The following is a 19151-nucleotide window of genomic DNA, read 5'->3' on the forward strand; positions in this document are numbered from 1 at the left end:
ACACCCATAGGCTGCAAAACAACACATTCTTTTTGTGACAGGAATTTGTGTGGCCTAATGTTAAGAAATAGACTGTAAGTCTATGTTTTCACATAAAAATGTAAAACCATTATAGCGGCCTAATAGCCTTGGAAATATGGAGCCGTGTGGTCTTGGCCCAAAGAACATCGCAACCAAACACCCTAATGGGAACCTCTGTAAATTCCCGTTTTCGCCTTCTTCGCGGCGGGGTGGACGGTTTTTCGCCTGTCCCGCCTGATTGCTTCGGATCATAAACCCATTTTCACCGGTTTCAAGCCGGTTTTGGGTATTTCAGGCACACCTCACCCCATGAACCCTTATCCCGGCGCCGCCAGGCCGCATTCGAACTGGACGAAGCGCTTCATGTTGTAGACCAGGTTCATCATCCCGATGCGAAATCGCGCCCGCTTCAGGCCGATGGAGCGGATCAGCTTGCCGCCCATGGAGCGCTCCTGAAAAGCGAATACATGCTCGACCCGGACCCGCACTTTCGAGCGCCTCCGGTTGGCCTTTTGCTGGCGCTCGCCAAGCGGCTTGCCGCGCCTGCCCTTGTGATGGATATGGCTGTGAAGCCCCCGCTCTTCCAGCTCGCTTTCGATCTTTTGCGAGCGATAGGCGCTGTCGGCCCACAGGTCCGATGAGGTGTTGCTCGCATCAATCAGACCGGCAAGCGCCTGGCTGTCATGCACGGCGGCATCGGTGACATCATAAGCGCGGATGAATTTGTGCCGCCGGTCGACATTGATGTGGTTCTTGTAGCCGTAATAGCTCTTGCCGTGCTTCTTCGTCCAGCGCGCATCCACGTCCTTCTGGCGCTTCTTGTGGGGTTTTTCCTCCCACTCTTCAGGCGTTTCGCCCGCCTTGATTTTCTCGTTCTCGTCCCTTTTGTTGTGCTGGCGCGGCGCCGGAACGATGCTCGCATCAACAATCTGCCCGCCCATCGCCAGATAGCCCTTTTCGCGCAGAAAGGCATCGAACTTGTCAAACAGCTCCTTCATCTTCCCGGCCCCGGCCAGCCTTTCACGGTAGGCCCAGATGGTCTTGGCGTCAGGTACGCTGTCTTCAATGCCAAGGCCGAGAAACCGCATGAACGACAGGCGGTCGCGGATCTGATACTCGATCTGATCGTCAGAGAGGTTGTAGAGCTGCTGCAAAACCATCGTCTTGAATATCAGCACCTCATCCCAAGGCGGGCGGCCAGCGTTGGATTTGCGCTGTTCGGGCGGCGTGCGCCATATGGCCTTCAGCTCGTCCCGGTAATCCTCGAACGGCACCATGTCGTTGAGCAACACCAGCGGATCACCAGATTTGTCCAGTCCCGCGTATCGGCTGGAAAGATCAAAAAATCCCATCTGACCCATGACAAAACCCCGTCGGTCGAATCATTTTCATCCTGATGACGATTCTACCCCGTCAGGCCGGATTTTGGGGGATTTTTAGAGGTTCCCTAATGTTTGGTCGCAACCATACTTACCCGTCCACGCGAATTGACGTATTTTTTGGGATCATACGGGCTGTCCTCGACCACCACGGCATCCCACAAATCGCGGAACATGCGCACCTTCAGCTTTGTGCCGACCTCGGCCAGTTCCGGCGGCACATAACCCATGCCGATGGATTTCCCAAAGGCCACGGAATAGCCCCCCGATGTCAGGCGCCCGACACGTTTTCCGTCATGGATCAATGCCTCGCGGCCCCACGGGTCGGCGTCCTCCGGCCCGTCTATCAGCAGGGTGACGCATTTGCTGCGAATACCTTTGGCCAGCATCGCATCCTTGCCCTGATACTCTTTGTCCATATTCACAAAGCGGGGCAAATCTGCCTCGAGCGGGGTTGCATCACGGCCCAGTTCGGTGCCGAACGCACGATAGGATTTTTCCTGCCGCAACCAGTTCTGCGCCCGCGCGCCAACCAGTTTCAGCCCGTATTCCTTGCCTGCTTTCATGATCAGATCGAACAGATAATTCTGCATCTCGATCGGGTGGTGCAGCTCCCAGCCCAGCTCACCCGTATAGGCCACACGGATCGCGTTGACCGGACACATGCCCAGTTCGATCTGTTTGGCCGACAGCCACGGAAAGCGTTTGTTGGACAACGCCGTTTCCGGCTCGGCATCGCTGATGATTTTCTTCAGCACATCGCGCGATTTGGGACCGGCAATGGCGAAGACACCATATTGCGTGGTGACGTTCTGGATTTCGATATAGCCGAATTCATCTGCCTTATCGGCGGCGCATTTGCGCAGGTAATCGGCGTCATATTCGGTCCATGCACCGGCCGAGACCAGATAATACTCATCCTCGCCCTGGCGCACGATGGTGTATTCGGTGCGGGTGGTGCCTGCCGGTGTCAGCGCATAGGTCAGGTTGATGCGGCCAATGCTGGGCAGTTTGTTACAGGTGAACCAGTCCAGAAACGCCGTCGCGCCCGGCCCTTTGACACGGTGTTTGGTAAAGGCGGTGGCGTCAATCAGGCCGACGTTTTCGCGGATCGCCTTGGCCTCGTCCACCGCGTATTGCCACCAGCCGCCGCGCCTAAACGACCGCGCATCATGGTCATTGAACCCTTCTGGGGCAAAATAGTTCGGGCGCTCCCAACCATTCACACAACCAAATTGCGCGCCGGCATCTTTCATCCGGTCATAGCAGGGCGCGGTACGCAAGGGGCGGCATGCGGGGCGTTCTTCGTCGGGGTGGTGCAGGATGTAAACGTGCTCGTAGCACTCTTCATTCTTGCGGGCACCGTATTCGGTGGTCATCCAGTCGCCGTACCGTTTGGGGTCCAATGACGCCATGTCGATCTCGGCTTCGCCATCGACCATCATCTGCGCCAGATAATAGCCGGTGCCACCGGCGGCGGTGATGCCGAATGAAAACCCTTCGGCCAGCCACATGTTACGCAGTCCCGGCGCGGGGCCAACCAGCGGGTTGCCGTCAGGGGTATAGCAGATCGGGCCGTTGAAATCGTCCTTCAGGCCGGATTCCTCGCAGGACGGGATGCGGTGGATCATCGCCAGATACTGCTCCTCGATCCGGTCCAGATCCAGCGGGAACAGATCGGCGCGGAAACTGTCGGGTACACCATGCTCAAACCGCGCGGGCGCGCCTTTTTCATACACGCCCAAAATCCAGCCGCCGCGTTCCTCGCGAACGTAACTTTGCGCATCGGCGTCCCGGATTACGGGGTGTTCGGGATGGTCCTTGCGAAACTCGACCAATGCGGGGTCCTGTTCCATCACAATAAACTGGTGTTCCACCGGAATAGCCGGAATTTTGATGCCCAGCAGTTTCGCCGTGCGTTGCGCGTGGTTGCCCGTCGCCGTCACCACATGTTCCGCCGTGATCACCACCTGTTCGTCAGAGGGCACCAGATTGCCGCCCTTTTCCACCATCTTGGTGCAGGTCACTTCCCAGGCTTCGCCGTTCCAGTGATAGGCGTCCACCTGCATCTTGCGGATAATCTCGACACCCCGCTGGCGCGCACCCTTGGCCATCGCCATCGTTACATCGGCGGGGTTAATATAGCCGTCGGTGTTGTGGTAAAGTGCGCCCTTCAGATCCTCGGTGCGGATCAGCGGCCAGCGTTCCTTGATTTGCTCGGGCGACAGCCATTCAAACGGCACATCGCAGGTTTCGGCGGTCGAGGCATAAAGCATGTATTCATTCATGCGCTCCTGCGTCTGCGCCATCCGCAGGTTGCCCACCACGGCAAAACCGGCGTTCAGGCCGGTTTCTTCCTCAAGCGATTTATAGAACTCGACCGAGTATTTGTGGATATGTGTGGTGGCATAGGACATGTTGAACAGCGGCAGCAGGCCAGCAGCGTGCCATGTAGAGCCCGACGTAAGCTCGTCGCGCTCAAGCAGGACCACATCATCCCAACCGGCCTTGGCCAGATGATAGGCAATCGCGGTGCCAACAGCCCCGCCCCCGACAACCAATGCTTTGACTTGCGTTTTCATAGCCGACTCTCCACCGAATTCATGTTGCAATGAACATGCCGCATCCCGCAACCACAGGTCAAACAGCACCCGACCCTTGCCAGCCAAAAACGACATCCAAAAACGTCATTTCCACCTTTATTCCTGCCGCAACGTGCCTATATTCAATGCAACACCAGAATTTTGGAGCACACGCCGATGAGCAACGACCCATATAGCGCACTCGGCCTCAAGAAATCCGCGACAGACGCAGAGATCAAAAAGGCTTATCGCAAGATTGCGCGCACACACCACCCGGACCTGAATCCGGGCGACAGCACCGCCGAAGCCAAATTCAAGGCAGCCTCGGCAGCCTATGACCTGTTGAAAGACAAGGAACAGCGCCGCCGTTTTGATGCGGGTGAAATTGATGCGACAGGGGCCGAAAAACAGCCTGAACGCAAATTCTATCGTGAATACGCCGAACAGCCGGGGCATGGCTATGGCAACACCCACGGCTACGAGGATTTCGGCGATATGTCCGACATCTTTGCCGACATCCTGCGCCAGCGTCAGGCCCAAGGTGCGGCTGGCGGGGCCGGTGGCGGCTTTGGCGGTGGCGGGTTTGATGCCCGCGGTGCCGATGCTCGCTACATGCTCGAGGTCGATTTTATGGATGCCGTAAAGGGCGGCAAGAAACGCATCACCCTGCCATCCGGTGATAACCTCGAGGTGAAAATCCCCGAAGGCACTCGCGACGGGCAAACCATCCGCCTGCGCGGCAAGGGGGGCGAAGGATACGGCAAGGGGCCGCGTGGTGACGCCTATGTCACCATCAACGTGCGCCCGCACAAGGTATTCAAACGCGAGGGTGACGATATTCACGTCATCCTGCCGATCACCATCGACGAGGCCGTTCTGGGCGGCAAAGTGCCCACCCCGACAATCCACGGCACCGTGAACCTGACCATCCCCAAAGGGGCCAGTTCCGGCCAAACCCTGCGCCTGCGCGGCAAAGGGGTGAAACGGGGGAGCAAGAAAGGCGATCAGAAGGTCGAGCTGCAAATCAAAATGCCGCCCGAAATCGATGCCGATCTTGAGAAATTCATGCAGGACTGGCGCAAGGACCACGCCTATGATCCGCGGAAAGGAATGACATCATGACCCGTTATTATTCCGAAGAACAGGTGATCACCACCATCACCCGCCTGACCCCGTCGCGCCTGACCACCTATGTGCAGCATGAATTTCTGTGCCCGGCACAATCGGAAAGCGGGCCAGTTTACACGGCTGCCGATCTGGCACGAATCGAACTGATCTGCGATCTGGATGAACAGTTTGATCTGCAGGGGGACGCGCTTGGCGTGGTTCTATCATTGATTGACCAGCTGCACGGGGTGCGTTCCGAATTGCGGCGCGTAATGTCCGCAATCGAGGCCCAGCCAGATGATTTGCGTGGCCGGATCATTGCCGCACTGAAGGAAATGTAGCCCTGAAAATGCGCGCCTGCATCTCCGTTTTACAGCGGGGATGCATTCATAACCCTGAATGCGTGAACTCGTTAACGGCTCTTTCTATTTCAGGTTTCTTGGTTTGGCAGCATTCCGCGCAAAGGAAAAGTTAAAAAAACCTGCCCAAACACTCGCCTCGTGATTGTTTGCTCTCTGGAATTCCCTAGGCGGATCAGGTGTTGGTTTCGCCCAAGTCAGCTGCCGAAATGTTCATAACCAGTTCATCTGGCATAGACCTTGCCACAGACGGATCAAGACTGGGAATATCAATATTATGGGTCCGATCCACCAGCGCCGCCAGCGCAAAACTGCCATCGGGGAAAAGGCATCCCATCAATAGACGCTGGAAACTGGCAGGAATTAGTTTCTCACCTGTTTCGTCAGCCAAAACGGAATGTATATGATCCAGACGAACACAACCACGTGCCTGCACATCCCGAAAAGGTTGCGTCATCAGGTTTGCGTATCCAGCCCCCCCTGGCAAATCCGCAATTCCGCGACCGACGCTGCTTCGCTCCCAACTCCAGCCATACCATGTGGCATACGACGACTTGCTTCCGATTTCGACACAAATCCAGTCATCTTCATGTTTTCGGAAAACCATTAAATATGGCCGGATCGGCTCAAACTCGGGGCTTTCTATGTCCCCTTTTGCTCTGGCCCAGCATTGAAATCCGCTTTGTAGCAATGGCGAACCATCTTGCCATAGCTTATCAGAGGTGGTCCCACTTTTTTGACCAGTCAGCAGCCAGTTTAAGATGGATCAGGGTTTCATTTAGGCTGCCAAACTCATTGGTTTTGTTTTTCTGTCATAGGCTTCATCCGGGGTCAATATTCCGTGGGTGGAATGCGGGCGCTCGGTGTTGTAGTAAGCCAACCATTTCCCGATCCCGGCGCGGGTCTGCGAACCCGTTTCAAATGCGTTGAGGTAAATGCATTCGTATTTCAAGGATCGCCAAAGCCGCTCGATCATCCGGTTATCGACCCAGCGACCTTTGCCATCCATCGAGATTTTCACGTCGGCTTCTTTCAGCGCCTGCGTCCATTCAAACCCGGTGAACTGGCTGCCCTGGTCGCTGTTCATGATATCGGGCTTGCCGTATTTGGCCATAGCCTCTTTCAGGGCTTCAACGCAAAAATCTGCCTCCATGCTGTTTGACAATCTCCAGCTCAAAACCTTGCGGCTGTGCCAGTCCATGATCGCGACCAAATAGAGGAACCCGCGCTGCATCGGAATGTAGGTGATATCTACGCACCACACATGGTTTGGACGATCAATCGTCAGGTCTCGCAGCAGATACGGGTAGATCTTATGCTGCGGATGTTTCTTGCTCGTGTTGGGCGTCTGGTAGATCGGAACCAACCGCATCAGCCGCATCAAACGGCGGACCCTGTGGCGACCACACTTGTAACCTTGGCGCTGCATGTGCCGGGCCATTTGCCGTGATCCATACCACGGCGTCTGCAAGAATTGCTTGTCGATTATTGTCATGAACCGCAAATTTTCAGCACTTTCGCCTTTTGGCTGGTAATACAGGTTCGAGCGCGCCAGAGAAAGTAGCCCGCATTGTCGTCGCACACTCAGATCATGCTCACGGCTCACCATTTTTTGCCTCGCTTCCCGAGCAACTGTTGCGAGGCGTTGGCTAAAAAATCCCGTTCCACGACCAGCTGACCAATCTTGGAGTGCAGCTTCTCAATCTGGGCTTCATCAACCCGATCAGGATCACGGCCCCGTCTGGAAAATGCCGTGGCCATGTTTTCAATCGCTGCTCGTTTCCATGTGCCAATCTGGGTTGGATGCACACCATACTTCTTCGACAGCTCCGCCATCGTCATTTCCTCGCGGATTGCTTCAAGCGCAACGCGGGCTTTGAATTCGGGAGAATGGTTCTTTCGTTTCGTCATTTTGAATCGTCTTTCTCATAAGTCGATCCACCTTAACAACTGGTCCGAATTTCCGCGACCACCTCTGACACAGCACCCAAAACTAAATTATTGCTGCAAACGGCAGTGTTTCTATTAATTGATCCTCGTCATAATTCTTGACAGGCACCAATAAACTTATTTGTATACGAATTAATTTCTACGGCACCCGCGCCAGAATTCACCGGCGAAAATCCGTGTGCTTGTGATACAATTAACGACAGAAGGCTGATAAACGGCCCGTCGAACCAACACTTAGGGAGAATAATAAATGGCGAAGAAAACATTTCCAACCCGCCGCAAGATCCTGACGGGCATGGCGGCTGTAGGGGCTGCCTCGGCGCTGCCCGACGTTACCAGATTTGCCCATGCAGGCACCAGTGCCGCCCCGATCAAAATCGGCTTTCAGGTGCACCGCACCGGCATCGGGGCCGCCTATGGCCGCTGGTATGAACGCACCACAATGGCCGCAACCAAAGTGATCAATGACGCTGGCGGCATCAACGGCCGCCCCGTTGAAATCGTGGCCGAGGATGACGGCACCGATCCCAAACGCGGCGCCGAAGTATTGGAAAAATTCGCCAACCAGCATGGGTGTGACATTGCCTATGGCACGTTGTTTTCCCATGTGGTGATTGGGTCTGCCCCCCGTGCGGCTGAACTGAAGATGCCTTATTTCGTGGTCTCAGAAGGGCACCATGTGGCATCCGGCATGTTGAACCGCTACACCCTGCAACCGGGCATCACCGATGTGAAAAGCCAGGTTCAGGCGATGGCACCGTTTGTTGCCAGCAATCTGGGGAAAAAGGTCACGATGATTTTCCCCGATTTTGCATTTGGTCATAACCATCGTGATTTCTTTAGCGCGGCGATCGAAAAACAGGGTGGCGAAGTGGTCGCCAAACTGGCGATCCCGCCAACCGAAACCTCGTTCACCAAATATTTCCCGCAGATTCCACGCGAAACCGAGGTGATCTATCACGTCATGGTCGGCCCGTCTGTTCTGACATTTGTCAAGGAAATGGGCGAGTTTTTCGGCCCTTCTGCACCGCAAATCTTTGGCTTTATCGATTCGCTTGAAGCGGTGGATTTCGCCACGCCGGGGCTGGAATTCCTGGAAGGCACGCATTTCTGGGAAGGCATGCCGCGGTATGCGCAGGCTGACCAGACAGACTATGACAAATTCTATCGCGCCGCTGTGGGTGTGGATGAGAATGGTGCAGCCGTAGAGGACCCGACGAATGTCTCGACCTACGCCCATATGTTCGGCTGTTGGGAAACCCTGTATGTGATCAAACAGGGCATGGAAGCCGCCGGTTATGCCGGCCCACAAGACCGCACAAAACTGATCGAGGCGGTCGAGGCAATCACCGATATGCCCGAAAGCAACGAACACCCCCAAGGGGCCAAGCTGTTTAACGGCAAAACCCATCAGGTGTTCGGCCCGCAGTATATTTCCAAGGTCGAAGGCGGCAAGTTGGTGGTGCAGCACACCACATCGCTTGAGGACGGCTTTTATCCGGACGAAGTGGATTACACCACGCAGTCGTTTTAGCACCACACCCCTCCCCTGATAAAACGGGGGAGGGAACACCGTTCCACAAAACCAAAGAGCAGTTCACCACAGATGGAATTCGGCCCCCACCTTATGCTTGCCATGCTCGAAGGTCTGGTGCAGGCATCAGTCCTGACCCTGACCGCTTTGGGCCTGTCACTGGTGTTTGGCGTGATGCGCGTGGTCAACGTGGCACATGGCGAATTCTTCATGCTGGGCGCAGTGCTGGCGTGGTGGGTGACCACGATGCTGGGTGGCAATCCGGCCCTCGGGTTTGTGGTCGCGCTTGTGGTTGCGCCGTTGCTGGTGGGTTTGATGGCCGCCGCCGCCGACTGGCTGGTGTTGCGGCGGGTAGAATATGACCCCGAGCGCACCATCGTTGCCACCATCGGCCTGCTTTACATCATCCAGCAAGTCACCCTGATGACCTATGGTCCCGACGCCCATCCGGTCACGCCCCCGTTCAACACCCGCCTTGCCCTGCCGTGGTATGAATTCACCGATGCGGGGTTCCAGATTTACTGGCCCTGGGGGTTAAGTATCACCAGCTACAAACTGTTCGTGATCGCGGCGGCGATTGTCACCTGTCTGGGCCTGTGGCTGTTGATGGCCCGCAGCAAAATCGGCCTGATCCTGCGGGCAACCCAGCTGGACAGCGAAACCGCGCAGGCGTTCGGCATTCCGGTTGAGCGCGTCTTTGCGCTGGTGTTCGGCATGGGCGCGGCACTGGCCGCCCTTGGTGCGGTGCTGGTCGTGCCGATCCAGCAGGCGCATTATCTGATGGGGGGTGACCCGCTGTTGCTGTCGTTCATCGTGGTGATCATCGGCGGGCTGGGATCCTTGCGCGGCACCGTGGTTGCCGCCGTGCTGATCGGCATGAGTGATGGCATCATCTCGGTCTTTTTCACCCCGACACTGGCGAAAATGCTGGCGACATTGCTGGTGGCAATGGTGCTGGTTTACCGCCCGCAAGGCCTGTTCGGAGCCAAACCCGCATGAGCCGCGCCCTGCCCCTGCACCTTGGCCTGATTGCCCTGCTGTTCGCGCTGCAATTCGCCCTGCCTGCCTATCACCACGGCAATCTGGCGCGGATCATGGTGATGGCCACCTTCGCGATGGGCTATAACATCATGTTCGGCTACACGGGGTTGCTTAGCCTTGGCCACGCGATGTTCTTTGCCGCCGGCATGTATGGCATGGGGTTGGCGGTAACGCAGTTGGGACTGCCGGTCGGGCCTGCGTTTTTGATGGGCGTTGCCGCTGCTTTCGCCCTGTCGCTGGTTGTCGGCCTGCTGGCGCTGCGCACCATTGGTGTGGCGTTTATGATCGTCACGCTGATGTTCTCGCAAACCATATTCCTGACCATCCTCTATTTCGGATCGGTCACCCGCGGGGACGAAGGTTTTGGCATCAAACAGGCCAGTCGCCAGATCATGGGGCTGGATCTAAGCGATCCGACAATCCGCTATTTCGCCGCGTGGCTGCTGTTTTCAATCGTTCTTCTCGGCACGCTCTGGCTGGTGCGCAGCCCCTTGGGCCGCGTGCTGATCGCCATTCGCGAAAACGAGGAGCGGGCAAGGATGTTGGGCTATGACACATGGCGCGCCAAACTGTCCGCTGTGTTGATGTCGGGCACGGTATCGGGGGCGGCGGGGGCGGCTTATGGCGTGCTGTTCGGCTATGTCGGGGCCAGTTTCGCGCAGGTGCCCTATTCGATCTTTCCGCTGCTCTGGGTGTTGCTGGGTGGGGCAGGCACCGTGATCGGCCCGTTCATCGGCGCCTTGTTCATGTTCTATCTGATCGACCTGTCCAGCGGAGTGACCGACGCCTATATGCTGGTGGTGGGCGTAGCGCTGGTGTTGCTGACCCTGTTCGCGCCCAAGGGAATAATGGGGATGGTCAGGGAAAGGTGGTTGAAATGGCTGCCGTGACCCTGCTGTCCACCCGCGATCTGTGTCGCCATTTCGGCGGCCTGCGCGCCGTGTGTGATGTGGATTTTGACCTGCCACAGGGTGAAATCCGCGCACTGATCGGGCCGAACGGGGCGGGGAAAACCACATTTGTGTCGATGCTCTGTGGTCGTATTCCCGCCAGCAGCGGCACAATCACGTTTCAGGGGCAGGATGTCACCCACCTGCCCGCGCATAAACGCATCTCGATGGGCATGGCCTATACGTTCCAGATCACCTCAATATTCGGCAACCTGACGGTTTATGAAAACGTGGCCCTTGCCGTGCAACACCGGTTGGGCCGCGACCACGCGGCGCTGAAACGCGAAACCATGGGGGCGCTGGCCCGCGTCGGGCTGGACGGGCACGCCGATCAGGTGGCGGGTGATCTGGCCTATGGCCACCAGCGTCTGCTGGAAATTGCGATGGGGCTGGGGCAGGAACCGAAATTGCTGATCCTTGACGAGCCGACACAAGGGCTGTCGGATGGCGAGATCGAGGAGTTCATTGCCTTGATCCGCGAGGTATCGGCCAACACCACCGTGCTGTTGATCGAACACAACATTCCCGTGGTGATGGCGCTGGCCGACACAATCACCGTGCTGAATTTCGGCGAGATCATCGCCGAAGGCACACCGGCCGAAATCCGCGCCAACGCGCATGTGCAAGAGGCGTATCTGGGCGGATGATGCTGGAACTACACGACATAAACGCCGCTTACGGCAAGGTGCAGGTGCTGCACGGGCTGTCGCTGAATGTGGCTGCCGGGGAAATCCTGTGCCTGCTGGGGCGCAATGGTGCGGGCAAGTCCACCACCATGAAAGCAATCATGGGGCTGGTGCCAATCAGTGCTGGGTCGATGCAGCTTGAGGGGCACGAGATCACCGGCCTGTCTGCCTACCGCGTGCCCAAACTGGGGATCGGATACATCCCGCAGGGGCGACGGCTGTTTGCGGAAATGACGGTGGCCGAGAACCTGCAAATCGGCCTGATGACCCGCGGCAAAGGGGCCGAAGTGCGCGAACGGGTGCTGGACATGTTCCCGCGTCTGCGGGAACGGTTGCACCAGCGGGCCGAAACCCTGTCAGGCGGCGAACAACAGATGCTGGCCACCGCGCGGGCCCTGTGTCTGGAACCCAAAGTGCTGTTGCTGGACGAGCCGACCGAGGGGTTGCAACCCTCGATGATTACGCTGATCCGCGATGTTGTGGTGACGCTGAAAAAACAGGGTGTGGCGATTATATTGGTGGAGCAGCGGGTGGATGCGGTGCTGGAAGTGGCCGACCGGATTGTATTCGTTGAAAACGGACGCGATGCAATGACGGTGACGCCAGATGATGTGCGCACCGACAAAGGGCTGTTGCAACGGTTTGTAGGGGTTTAGGGCAAAAGCCAAATCAGCACCTGATTTTACCGCGTGGTAAAATTGATATTTGACTCTTGGCTTCCACTGACGCTTACTTAGCGTCACCAATCCGGGGACATGTGCCATATCAGAACAAACGGCCAGCCCCATGGTTTGTAAAAGACCTCTGCATGAGGCCATGGCTTTCGGTTGAAGCAAGATATCGGCCGCCCACCTTGCGCCCCTGCGGGTCCGGCGGACAGACGGGTGGCGGGGTTTGGGGCTATGCGATTGCGGGGGTTTGCGGGTTGAGGGTGATCCTGTTTGCGGCCTTGAGCAGGTTTTGCGCGATGGCGGCCATGACCATCTGGGCATGCACCCTGGCGCGCCCGAAATATCTCGCCCGCTGCAGGCCGAAGAGGCGTTTCATCGTGCCGAAAGTCTGCTCGATGCGGAAGCGGCGTTTCGAAATCAGCCGGTTGAAGCGTTTCTCCGATTGCCGCAGGGGGCGGCCGCGCGCTGCCTTGCGCAGGATGCCGTCGCGGTATTTGCCGCGCAGCATCTGGCGGTTGGCCTTGCTCGCATAGGCCTTGTCGGCCAGCACCCGCTGCGCCTTTGCGCCCGCGATCATGGTGGCGAATTCGGGGCTTTCGGCGGCATTGGCGGGCGTGGTGTGCACCTTGTCGATAAAGCCCTCTTCGTCGCAGCGGGCAAAGCCCTTGTAGCCGAGCGTGCTCTTGCGGCCCTTCTTGACCCAGCGGGCATCAGGGTCGGCGCTGAAATGCAGCTGTGCCCCGTCGGGTGAGACCTCGGGCGGATCATCCGGCGTCCCTTCCCTTGCCCCGTCCTCTGCCCGGTCCTGCGGGGCGTCGATATGGGTGCGCGGGCGCGCCGCCGCCGCGATCAGGGTCGCATCAATGATCGCCGCCTCAGCCTCTTTCAGCTTCAGCCCATGCGCCTCGATCTGGCGGCAGACCTCGGCCAGCAGCTCATCGTAAACGCCACCCCGGACCAGCGCATTGCGGAACCGGCAGTGGGTCGTCTCATCCGGCACCGACGCGTGCAGATCGAGCCCGCAGAACAGCATGAAATCCAGCCGCACCTTCAAGGCCCGCTCCAGCTTCGGGTCGCTCAGCCCGTGCCACTGGCCAACCAGAAGACACTTGAACAGAACCAGCGGATCATAGCCCTGAGGCCCGATCCCCGAGCGCCCCAGACCGCGCCGCAGGATCGGCAAAAACGAGTTCCAATCCATCAGCGCGTCGATCTTCGACAGAACGTCATCCGCGCCGATCCGTGCCGCCGCTTCGTGCAGGAAAAGGTCCATCTATTCACCCCAGAGATTTCCCGGCTAGCTTACCAAAACGGCCAACCCGGGGGAATCCCGATGTTATGCAGAGGTCTTTGTAATATAGTATATCCTTGGGAGGAGACCAAAATGAATGCAATATTCAAACGCTTTGCAGCCGGCCTGATCGTCAGCGCAAGCCTGACAACATCCGCGATGGCAGCCGAATGCATTGCCCCGGCGAACCCCGGTGGCGGTTGGGATTTCACCTGCCGTACCATTGGTAAAATCATGTATGATATCGGCGCTGTAGACGCCCCAATTCAGGTTACCAACATGGCGGGTGGTGGTGGCGGACTTGCCTATAGCACCGTTGTAAACGAACGCAATGACGACGAAGACCTGATCGTCGCCGCCTCAAGCGCCACAGCCACACGGTTGGCACAAAATGCTTACGGCGGAATGACGGCCGATCAGGTGCGTTTTCTGGGAGCCATCGGTGCCGATCCTGGCGTGATTGCCGTTGCTGCGGACAGTCCTTACAAAACGCTGACCGATCTGCTGGACGCGGTTAAGGCCGACCCGAAATCCGTTACATTTGCCGGTGGATCAGCTGTCGGCGGGTTTGACCACATCAAGGTTCTGATGGCACTGGGACGGGCCGGTTTCAACGATATCCGCGCGGTGAAATACATCGGGCTTGATGGTGGCGGCGACGCAATCACACAGGCCATCGGCGGCCATGTTCAGGCCGTAACAGGCGATATGTCCGAGGTCGTGGGCTTCCTTAAATCCGGCGATATCCGGGTTTTGGCCGCCTTTACCGACGAACGTATCCCCGGTTTTGAAGATATCCCCACCGCCAAGGAACAGGGCATTGATGTGGTCGCGGTTAACTGGCGCGGGTTGTATGTGCCCAAGGGCATTTCCGACGAAGCATACCAGAAATGGTCGGATGCTTTGGCCAAGGTAGCGGCATCGGATGAATGGCACGAAGCCATGGTGTCGCACGGCTTGGCCCCGTTCACCAAGGTTGGGCCGGATTTCCAGAATTACGTTAATGGCGTAATCGGCGAAATTGCCCAGCTGTCGCGTGATATTGGCGTGATCAAGTAAGCGGACCGCACCATGAGCGACCGTATCTTCGGTCTGGTGATCCTGATCGTGGCGCTGGGGTATATCAGAGGTGGTCGCGGAAATTCGGACCAGTTGTTAAGGTGGATCGACTTATGAGAAAGACGATTCAAAATGACGAAACGAAAGAACCATTCTCCCGAATTCAAAGCCCGCGTTGCGCTTGAAGCAATCCGCGAGGAAATGACGATGGCGGAGCTGTCGAAGAAGTATGGTGTGCATCCAACCCAGATTGGCACATGGAAACGAGCAGCGATTGAAAACATGGCCACGGCATTTTCCAGACGGGGCCGTGATCCTGATCGGGTTGATGAAGCCCAGATTGAGAAGCTGCACTCCAAGATTGGTCAGCTGGTCGTGGAACGGGATTTTTTAGCCAACGCCTCGCAACAGTTGCTCGGGAAGCGAGGCAAAAAATGGTGAGCCGTGAGCATGATCTGAGTGTGCGACGACAATGCGGGCTACTTTCTCTGGCGCGCTCGAACCTGTATTACCAGCCAAAAGGCGAAAGTGCTGAAAATTTGCGGTTCATGACAATAATCGACAAGCAATTCTTGCAGACGCCGTGGTATGGATCACGGCAAATGGCCCGGCACATGCAGCGCCAAGGTTACAAGTGTGGTCGCCACAGGGTCCGCCGTTTGATGCGGCTGATGCGGTTGGTTCCGATCTACCAGACGCCCAACACGAGCAAGAAACATCCGCAGCATAAGATCTACCCGTAGGGAACCTCTGTAAATTCCCGTTTTCGCCTTCTTCGCGGCGGGGTGGACGGTTTTTCGCCTGTCCCGCCTGATTGCTTCGGATCATAAACCCATTTTCACCGGTTTCAAGCCGGTTTTGGGTATTTCAGGCACACCTCACCCCATGAACCCTTATCCCGGCGCCGCCAGGCCGCATTCGAACTGGACGAAGCGCTTCATGTTGTAGACCAGGTTCATCATCCCGATGCGAAATCGCGCCCGCTTCAGGCCGATGGAGCGGATCAGCTTGCCGCCCATGGAGCGCTCCTGAAAAGCGAATACATGCTCGACCCGGACCCGCACTTTCGAGCGCCTCCGGTTGGCCTTTTGCTGGCGCTCGCCAAGCGGCTTGCCGCGCCTGCCCTTGTGATGGATATGGCTGTGAAGCCCCCGCTCTTCCAGCTCGCTTTCGATCTTTTGCGAGCGATAGGCGCTGTCGGCCCACAGGTCCGATGAGGTGTTGCTCGCATCAATCAGACCGGCAAGCGCCTGGCTGTCATGCACGGCGGCATCGGTGACATCATAAGCGCGGATGAATTTGTGCCGCCGGTCGACATTGATGTGGTTCTTGTAGCCGTAATAGCTCTTGCCGTGCTTCTTCGTCCAGCGCGCATCCACGTCCTTCTGGCGCTTCTTGTGGGGTTTTTCCTCCCACTCTTCAGGCGTTTCGCCCGCCTTGATTTTCTCGTTCTCGTCCCTTTTGTTGTGCTGGCGCGGCGCCGGAACGATGCTCGCATCAACAATCTGCCCGCCCATCGCCAGATAGCCCTTTTCGCGCAGAAAGGCATCGAACTTGTCAAACAGCTCCTTCATCTTCCCGGCCCCGGCCAGCCTTTCACGGTAGGCCCAGATGGTCTTGGCGTCAGGTACGCTGTCTTCAATGCCAAGGCCGAGAAACCGCATGAACGACAGGCGGTCGCGGATCTGATACTCGATCTGATCGTCAGAGAGGTTGTAGAGCTGCTGCAAAACCATCGTCTTGAATATCAGCACCTCATCCCAAGGCGGGCGGCCAGCGTTGGATTTGCGCTGTTCGGGCGGCGTGCGCCATATGGCCTTCAGCTCGTCCCGGTAATCCTCGAACGGCACCATGTCGTTGAGCAACACCAGCGGATCACCAGATTTGTCCAGTCCCGCGTATCGGCTGGAAAGATCAAAAAATCCCATCTGACCCATGACAAAACCCCGTCGGTCGAATCATTTTCATCCTGATGACGATTCTACCCCGTCAGGCCGGATTTTGGGGGATTTTTAGAGGTTCCCCGTATCTGCTGCGAGACCTGACGATTGATCGTCCAAACCATGTGTGGTGCGTAGATATCACCTACATTCCGATGCAGCGCGGGTTCCTCTATTTGGTCGCGATCATGGACTGGCACAGCCGCAAGGTTTTGAGCTGGAGATTGTCAAACAGCATGGAGGCAGATTTTTGCGTTGAAGCCCTGAAAGAGGCTATGGCCAAATACGGCAAGCCCGATATCATGAACAGCGACCAGGGCAGCCAGTTCACCGGGTTTGAATGGACGCAGGCGCTGAAAGAAGCCGACGTGAAAATCTCGATGGATGGCAAAGGTCGCTGGGTCGATAACCGGATGATCGAGCGGCTTTGGCGATCCTTGAAATACGAATGCATTTACCTCAACGCATTTGAAACGGGTTCGCAGACCCGCGCCGGGATCGGGAAATGGTTGGCTTACTACAACACCGAGCGCCCGCATTCCACCCACGGAATATTGACCCCGGATGAAGCCTATGACAGAAAAACAAAACCAATGAGTTTGGCAGCCTAAATGAAACCCTGATCCATCTTAAACTGGCTGCTGACTGGTCAAAAAAGTGGGACCACCTCTATCTTCAGCGCCACCTTGATCCAGACCAGCTTCTTGTCTGATCCGGTGGGATCGAAAACCTTTCCCTATATTATCGGTGGCTGCGCAATCGCGGCCGCATTGGTGGTGATATGGAAACCCGAGGCAGATCCGTTTTGGCCGCCTGCAATCACCTTTTTGCGGCTTGGATTGGCGGTTATTGTGCTGGTTGGATATGCTTACACATTGAAACCTTTAGGCTTTGTCATCCCGACAACACTGGCTGCGGGGTTGCTTAGCTATCAAATCAACCCCCGCCGGCTCTCCTCCGCTTTAACCGGAGTTGGTTTGTCTGTCGGGCTGTTTGTAATCTTTAGATATGCGTTGGGGCTTGGGCTGTATGCCTTTCCCAAGGCGTGGTTCTAGGTGCGGAGATAGATATGGAAACCCTGTCTCTGCTGATGGACGGCTTTGCCGTTGCACTAACCCCGACCACTCTGTTTTTGGCCGTGATCGGATGTATTCTTGGCACGATCATTGGTGCCTTGCCGGGCCTTGGGCCAAGTAACGGAGTGGCCATCCTGATCCCGCTGGCGTTCTCGCTGGGGCTGGATGCGACGGCCTCGCTGGTGCTGATGACATCGGTCTATTACGGGGCGATGTATGGCGGGCGGATATCGTCTATCCTGCTGAATATTCCCGGGGACGAACCGGCGCTGATGACCACGCTTGACGGCTACCCGATGGCCAAAGCGGGGCGCGCGGGGGATGCCTTGGTATTGTCCGGCGTTGCGACCTTTGTTGGCGCATTGCTGGCCACCTTCGGCCTGATCCTGCTGGCCCCTGTGCTGGCGCGCCTTGCTTATAAATTCGGACCTGCCGAATACTTTGCCCTGTATATTCTGGCCTTTTCCACCCTTGGCGGGATTGCCTCGAAAAATCAGGCCAAGGCGGCGATTGCGGCCTGTATCGGGCTTGGAATTTCCATGATCGGCATTGATAACAACACCAGTATCGTGCGCTTTACCTATGGCAACCTGCACCTGTATGACGGGGTCGATTTTCTGGTGGCCATTGTCGGCCTGTTCGCGGTGACCGAAGTCTTTGTATTTATCGAAAGCCACGGCAGGGATTCCGCCATCGGGGTGAAACTGGGTAAAATTACCATCCCGGTGAAAGATATCATGCTGTGTAAATGGACGATGCTGCGCTCGACCCTGATCGGGTTTGTTGCTGGTATCCTGCCCGGCGCCGGCGCGTCACTAGGCAGTTTTCTGTCCTATTCCGCCGAAAAGGCCATCGTCAAAGACAATTCCATGTTCGGCCACGGTGACCCGCGCGGTGTTGCCGCCCCCGAGGCCGGAAACAACGCCGCCGCCGGTGGCGCACTGATCCCGATGTTGACGCTGGGCGTGCCGGGGTCAGGCACCACAGCCGTGTTGTTGGCACTGTTGATGACGCTGAATATCACGCCTGGCCCCACATTATTCACTGATCGCCCCGATGTGGTCTGGGGGCTGATTGCATCCCTGCTGATCGCCAATGTCGTGTTGCTGATCCTGAATGTACCGATGGTCAAATTCTTTGTCCGCATTCTGACGGTGCCTCCATGGGTTTTATTGCCCGGCGTCACGATGGTTTCTTTTGTCGGTATTTATTCGCTGTCCGGTTCCACCTTTGATTTGCTAATGATGATCGGGTTTGGCGCCATGGGGTTTTTCCTGCGCAAACTGGATGTGCCTACAGTTCCAATCATTCTGGGCATCCTGCTGGGCAACCGGATGGAGGATAACCTGCGGCGGGCGATGGTCATTTCCGACGGGGAATGGACCTTTTTGTTTTCCTCGTGGATCGCAATCGGCTTCTGGGCGGCGGCCATATTGGGATTTGTCGGGCCGATGTTTCTGCGGGGAGTTCTGAAAAAGCCTGTCCCGCCTACGGATTAATACCCT

The 19151-nt window shown here is 57.0% G+C and carries 18 protein-coding genes and 2 pseudogenes; 13 read left to right on the forward strand and 7 right to left on the reverse strand.

Annotation, left to right across the window (positions count from 1 at the left end; all coding sequences use genetic code 11):
• Positions 1-60: 60 nt before the first annotated feature.
• The 3 genes and pseudogenes from ACQY4M_RS09510 to ACQY4M_RS09520 form a co-directional block, all read right to left on the reverse strand.
• The gene (locus ACQY4M_RS09510; protein ID WP_428543458.1) at positions 61-273 is read right to left on the reverse strand and encodes a hypothetical protein; all 213 of its coding nucleotides are present in this window, start codon (positions 271-273) and stop codon (positions 61-63) included.
• Between the two features lie 65 nt (positions 274-338).
• A complete protein-coding gene (locus ACQY4M_RS09515; protein WP_428539227.1) occupies positions 339-1382 on the reverse strand; it encodes an IS5 family transposase in 1044 nt (347 codons plus the stop codon).
• A gap of 109 nt (positions 1383-1491) precedes the next feature.
• Positions 1492-3982 (reverse strand): annotated as a pseudogene (locus tag ACQY4M_RS09520) (GcvT family protein).
• A gap of 177 nt (positions 3983-4159) precedes the next feature.
• Between ACQY4M_RS09520 and ACQY4M_RS09525 the strand changes: the two are divergent.
• Positions 4160-5104, forward strand: a complete 945-nt coding sequence (locus ACQY4M_RS09525) for a DnaJ C-terminal domain-containing protein (protein WP_428543460.1) — start codon at positions 4160-4162, stop codon at positions 5102-5104.
• Positions 5101-5430, forward strand: coding sequence for a hypothetical protein (locus tag ACQY4M_RS09530; protein ID WP_428543462.1), 330 nt, complete (start codon positions 5101-5103; stop codon positions 5428-5430). Before ACQY4M_RS09525 ends, ACQY4M_RS09530 begins: the two co-directional genes overlap by 4 nt.
• A 193-nt stretch (positions 5431-5623) precedes the next feature.
• Here ACQY4M_RS09530 and ACQY4M_RS09535 read toward each other — a convergent pair whose 3' ends face one another.
• Together ACQY4M_RS09535 and ACQY4M_RS09540 are read right to left on the reverse strand one after the other, a co-directional pair.
• Complete coding sequence (locus ACQY4M_RS09535) at positions 5624-6139, reverse strand: hypothetical protein (protein ID WP_428543464.1); 516 nt, start codon at positions 6137-6139, stop codon at positions 5624-5626.
• Positions 6140-6226: 87 nt separating this feature from the next.
• A protein-coding gene (locus ACQY4M_RS09540) for an IS3 family transposase (protein ID WP_428539245.1) occupies positions 6227-7359 on the reverse strand; the annotation gives its coding sequence in 2 pieces (ribosomal slippage) (positions 6227-7107 and positions 7107-7359; 1134 coding nt in all).
• 289 nt (positions 7360-7648) lie between these two features.
• Here ACQY4M_RS09540 and ACQY4M_RS09545 point away from each other — a divergent pair.
• The 5 genes from ACQY4M_RS09545 to ACQY4M_RS09565 all read left to right on the forward strand — a co-directional run bounded on the left by ACQY4M_RS09545 (position 7649) and on the right by ACQY4M_RS09565 (position 12265).
• The gene (locus ACQY4M_RS09545) at positions 7649-8932 is read left to right on the forward strand and encodes an ABC transporter substrate-binding protein (protein WP_428543466.1); all 1284 of its coding nucleotides are present in this window, start codon (positions 7649-7651) and stop codon (positions 8930-8932) included.
• A gap of 72 nt (positions 8933-9004) precedes the next feature.
• Entirely contained in the window at positions 9005-9931 is a 927-nt protein-coding gene (locus ACQY4M_RS09550; protein WP_428543468.1) for a branched-chain amino acid ABC transporter permease, read from the forward strand.
• The gene (locus ACQY4M_RS09555) at positions 9928-10863 is read left to right on the forward strand and encodes a branched-chain amino acid ABC transporter permease (protein WP_428543470.1); all 936 of its coding nucleotides are present in this window, start codon (positions 9928-9930) and stop codon (positions 10861-10863) included. Before ACQY4M_RS09550 ends, ACQY4M_RS09555 begins: the two co-directional genes overlap by 4 nt.
• Positions 10860-11570, forward strand: coding sequence for an ABC transporter ATP-binding protein (locus ACQY4M_RS09560; RefSeq protein ID WP_428544473.1), 711 nt, complete (start codon positions 10860-10862; stop codon positions 11568-11570). Before ACQY4M_RS09555 ends, ACQY4M_RS09560 begins: the two co-directional genes overlap by 4 nt.
• Positions 11570-12265 (forward strand): ABC transporter ATP-binding protein, encoded by a 696-nt coding sequence (locus tag ACQY4M_RS09565; protein ID WP_428543472.1) that lies wholly within the window; start codon positions 11570-11572, stop codon positions 12263-12265. Before ACQY4M_RS09560 ends, ACQY4M_RS09565 begins: the two co-directional genes overlap by 1 nt.
• Before the next feature lie 244 nt (positions 12266-12509).
• Here ACQY4M_RS09565 and ACQY4M_RS09570 read toward each other — a convergent pair whose 3' ends face one another.
• Positions 12510-13553 (reverse strand): IS5 family transposase, encoded by a 1044-nt coding sequence (locus tag ACQY4M_RS09570; protein WP_428539221.1) that lies wholly within the window; start codon positions 13551-13553, stop codon positions 12510-12512.
• A gap of 111 nt (positions 13554-13664) precedes the next feature.
• Here ACQY4M_RS09570 and ACQY4M_RS09575 point away from each other — a divergent pair, with 111 nt between their 5' ends.
• The 3 genes from ACQY4M_RS09575 (at position 13665) to ACQY4M_RS09585 (ending at position 15373) form a co-directional block, all read left to right on the forward strand.
• The gene (locus ACQY4M_RS09575) at positions 13665-14630 is read left to right on the forward strand and encodes a Bug family tripartite tricarboxylate transporter substrate binding protein (RefSeq protein ID WP_428543474.1); all 966 of its coding nucleotides are present in this window, start codon (positions 13665-13667) and stop codon (positions 14628-14630) included.
• A gap of 132 nt (positions 14631-14762) precedes the next feature.
• Positions 14763-15071 (forward strand): transposase, encoded by a 309-nt coding sequence (locus ACQY4M_RS09580; protein ID WP_428543476.1) that lies wholly within the window; start codon positions 14763-14765, stop codon positions 15069-15071.
• Positions 15065-15373, forward strand: a complete 309-nt coding sequence (locus tag ACQY4M_RS09585) for an IS3 family transposase (protein WP_428543478.1) — start codon at positions 15065-15067, stop codon at positions 15371-15373. The genes ACQY4M_RS09580 and ACQY4M_RS09585 overlap by 7 nt, the downstream gene beginning before the upstream one ends.
• A 150-nt stretch (positions 15374-15523) precedes the next feature.
• On the opposite strand, the gene ACQY4M_RS09590 is transcribed toward ACQY4M_RS09585, so the two are convergent.
• Positions 15524-16567 (reverse strand): IS5 family transposase, encoded by a 1044-nt coding sequence (locus ACQY4M_RS09590; protein ID WP_428539227.1) that lies wholly within the window; start codon positions 16565-16567, stop codon positions 15524-15526.
• Positions 16568-16653: 86 nt separating this feature from the next.
• On the opposite strand from ACQY4M_RS09590, the pseudogene ACQY4M_RS09595 reads away from it, so the two are divergent.
• The 3 genes and pseudogenes from ACQY4M_RS09595 to ACQY4M_RS09605 all read left to right on the forward strand — a co-directional run.
• Positions 16654-17181, forward strand: a pseudogene (locus ACQY4M_RS09595) (IS3 family transposase); the annotation flags it as partial.
• A gap of 75 nt (positions 17182-17256) precedes the next feature.
• Positions 17257-17625, forward strand: coding sequence for a tripartite tricarboxylate transporter TctB family protein (locus tag ACQY4M_RS09600; RefSeq protein WP_428543480.1), 369 nt, complete (start codon positions 17257-17259; stop codon positions 17623-17625).
• Between the two features lie 14 nt (positions 17626-17639).
• Positions 17640-19145: a tripartite tricarboxylate transporter permease gene (locus ACQY4M_RS09605; RefSeq protein ID WP_428543482.1), complete on the forward strand. Its 1506-nt coding sequence runs from the start codon at positions 17640-17642 to the stop codon at positions 19143-19145.
• The last annotated feature ends 6 nt before the right edge of the window (positions 19146-19151 follow it).

Source organism: Profundibacter sp. (genome assembly GCF_965277155.1).
In the GTDB taxonomy this organism is placed as follows: domain Bacteria; phylum Pseudomonadota; class Alphaproteobacteria; order Rhodobacterales; family Rhodobacteraceae; genus Profundibacter.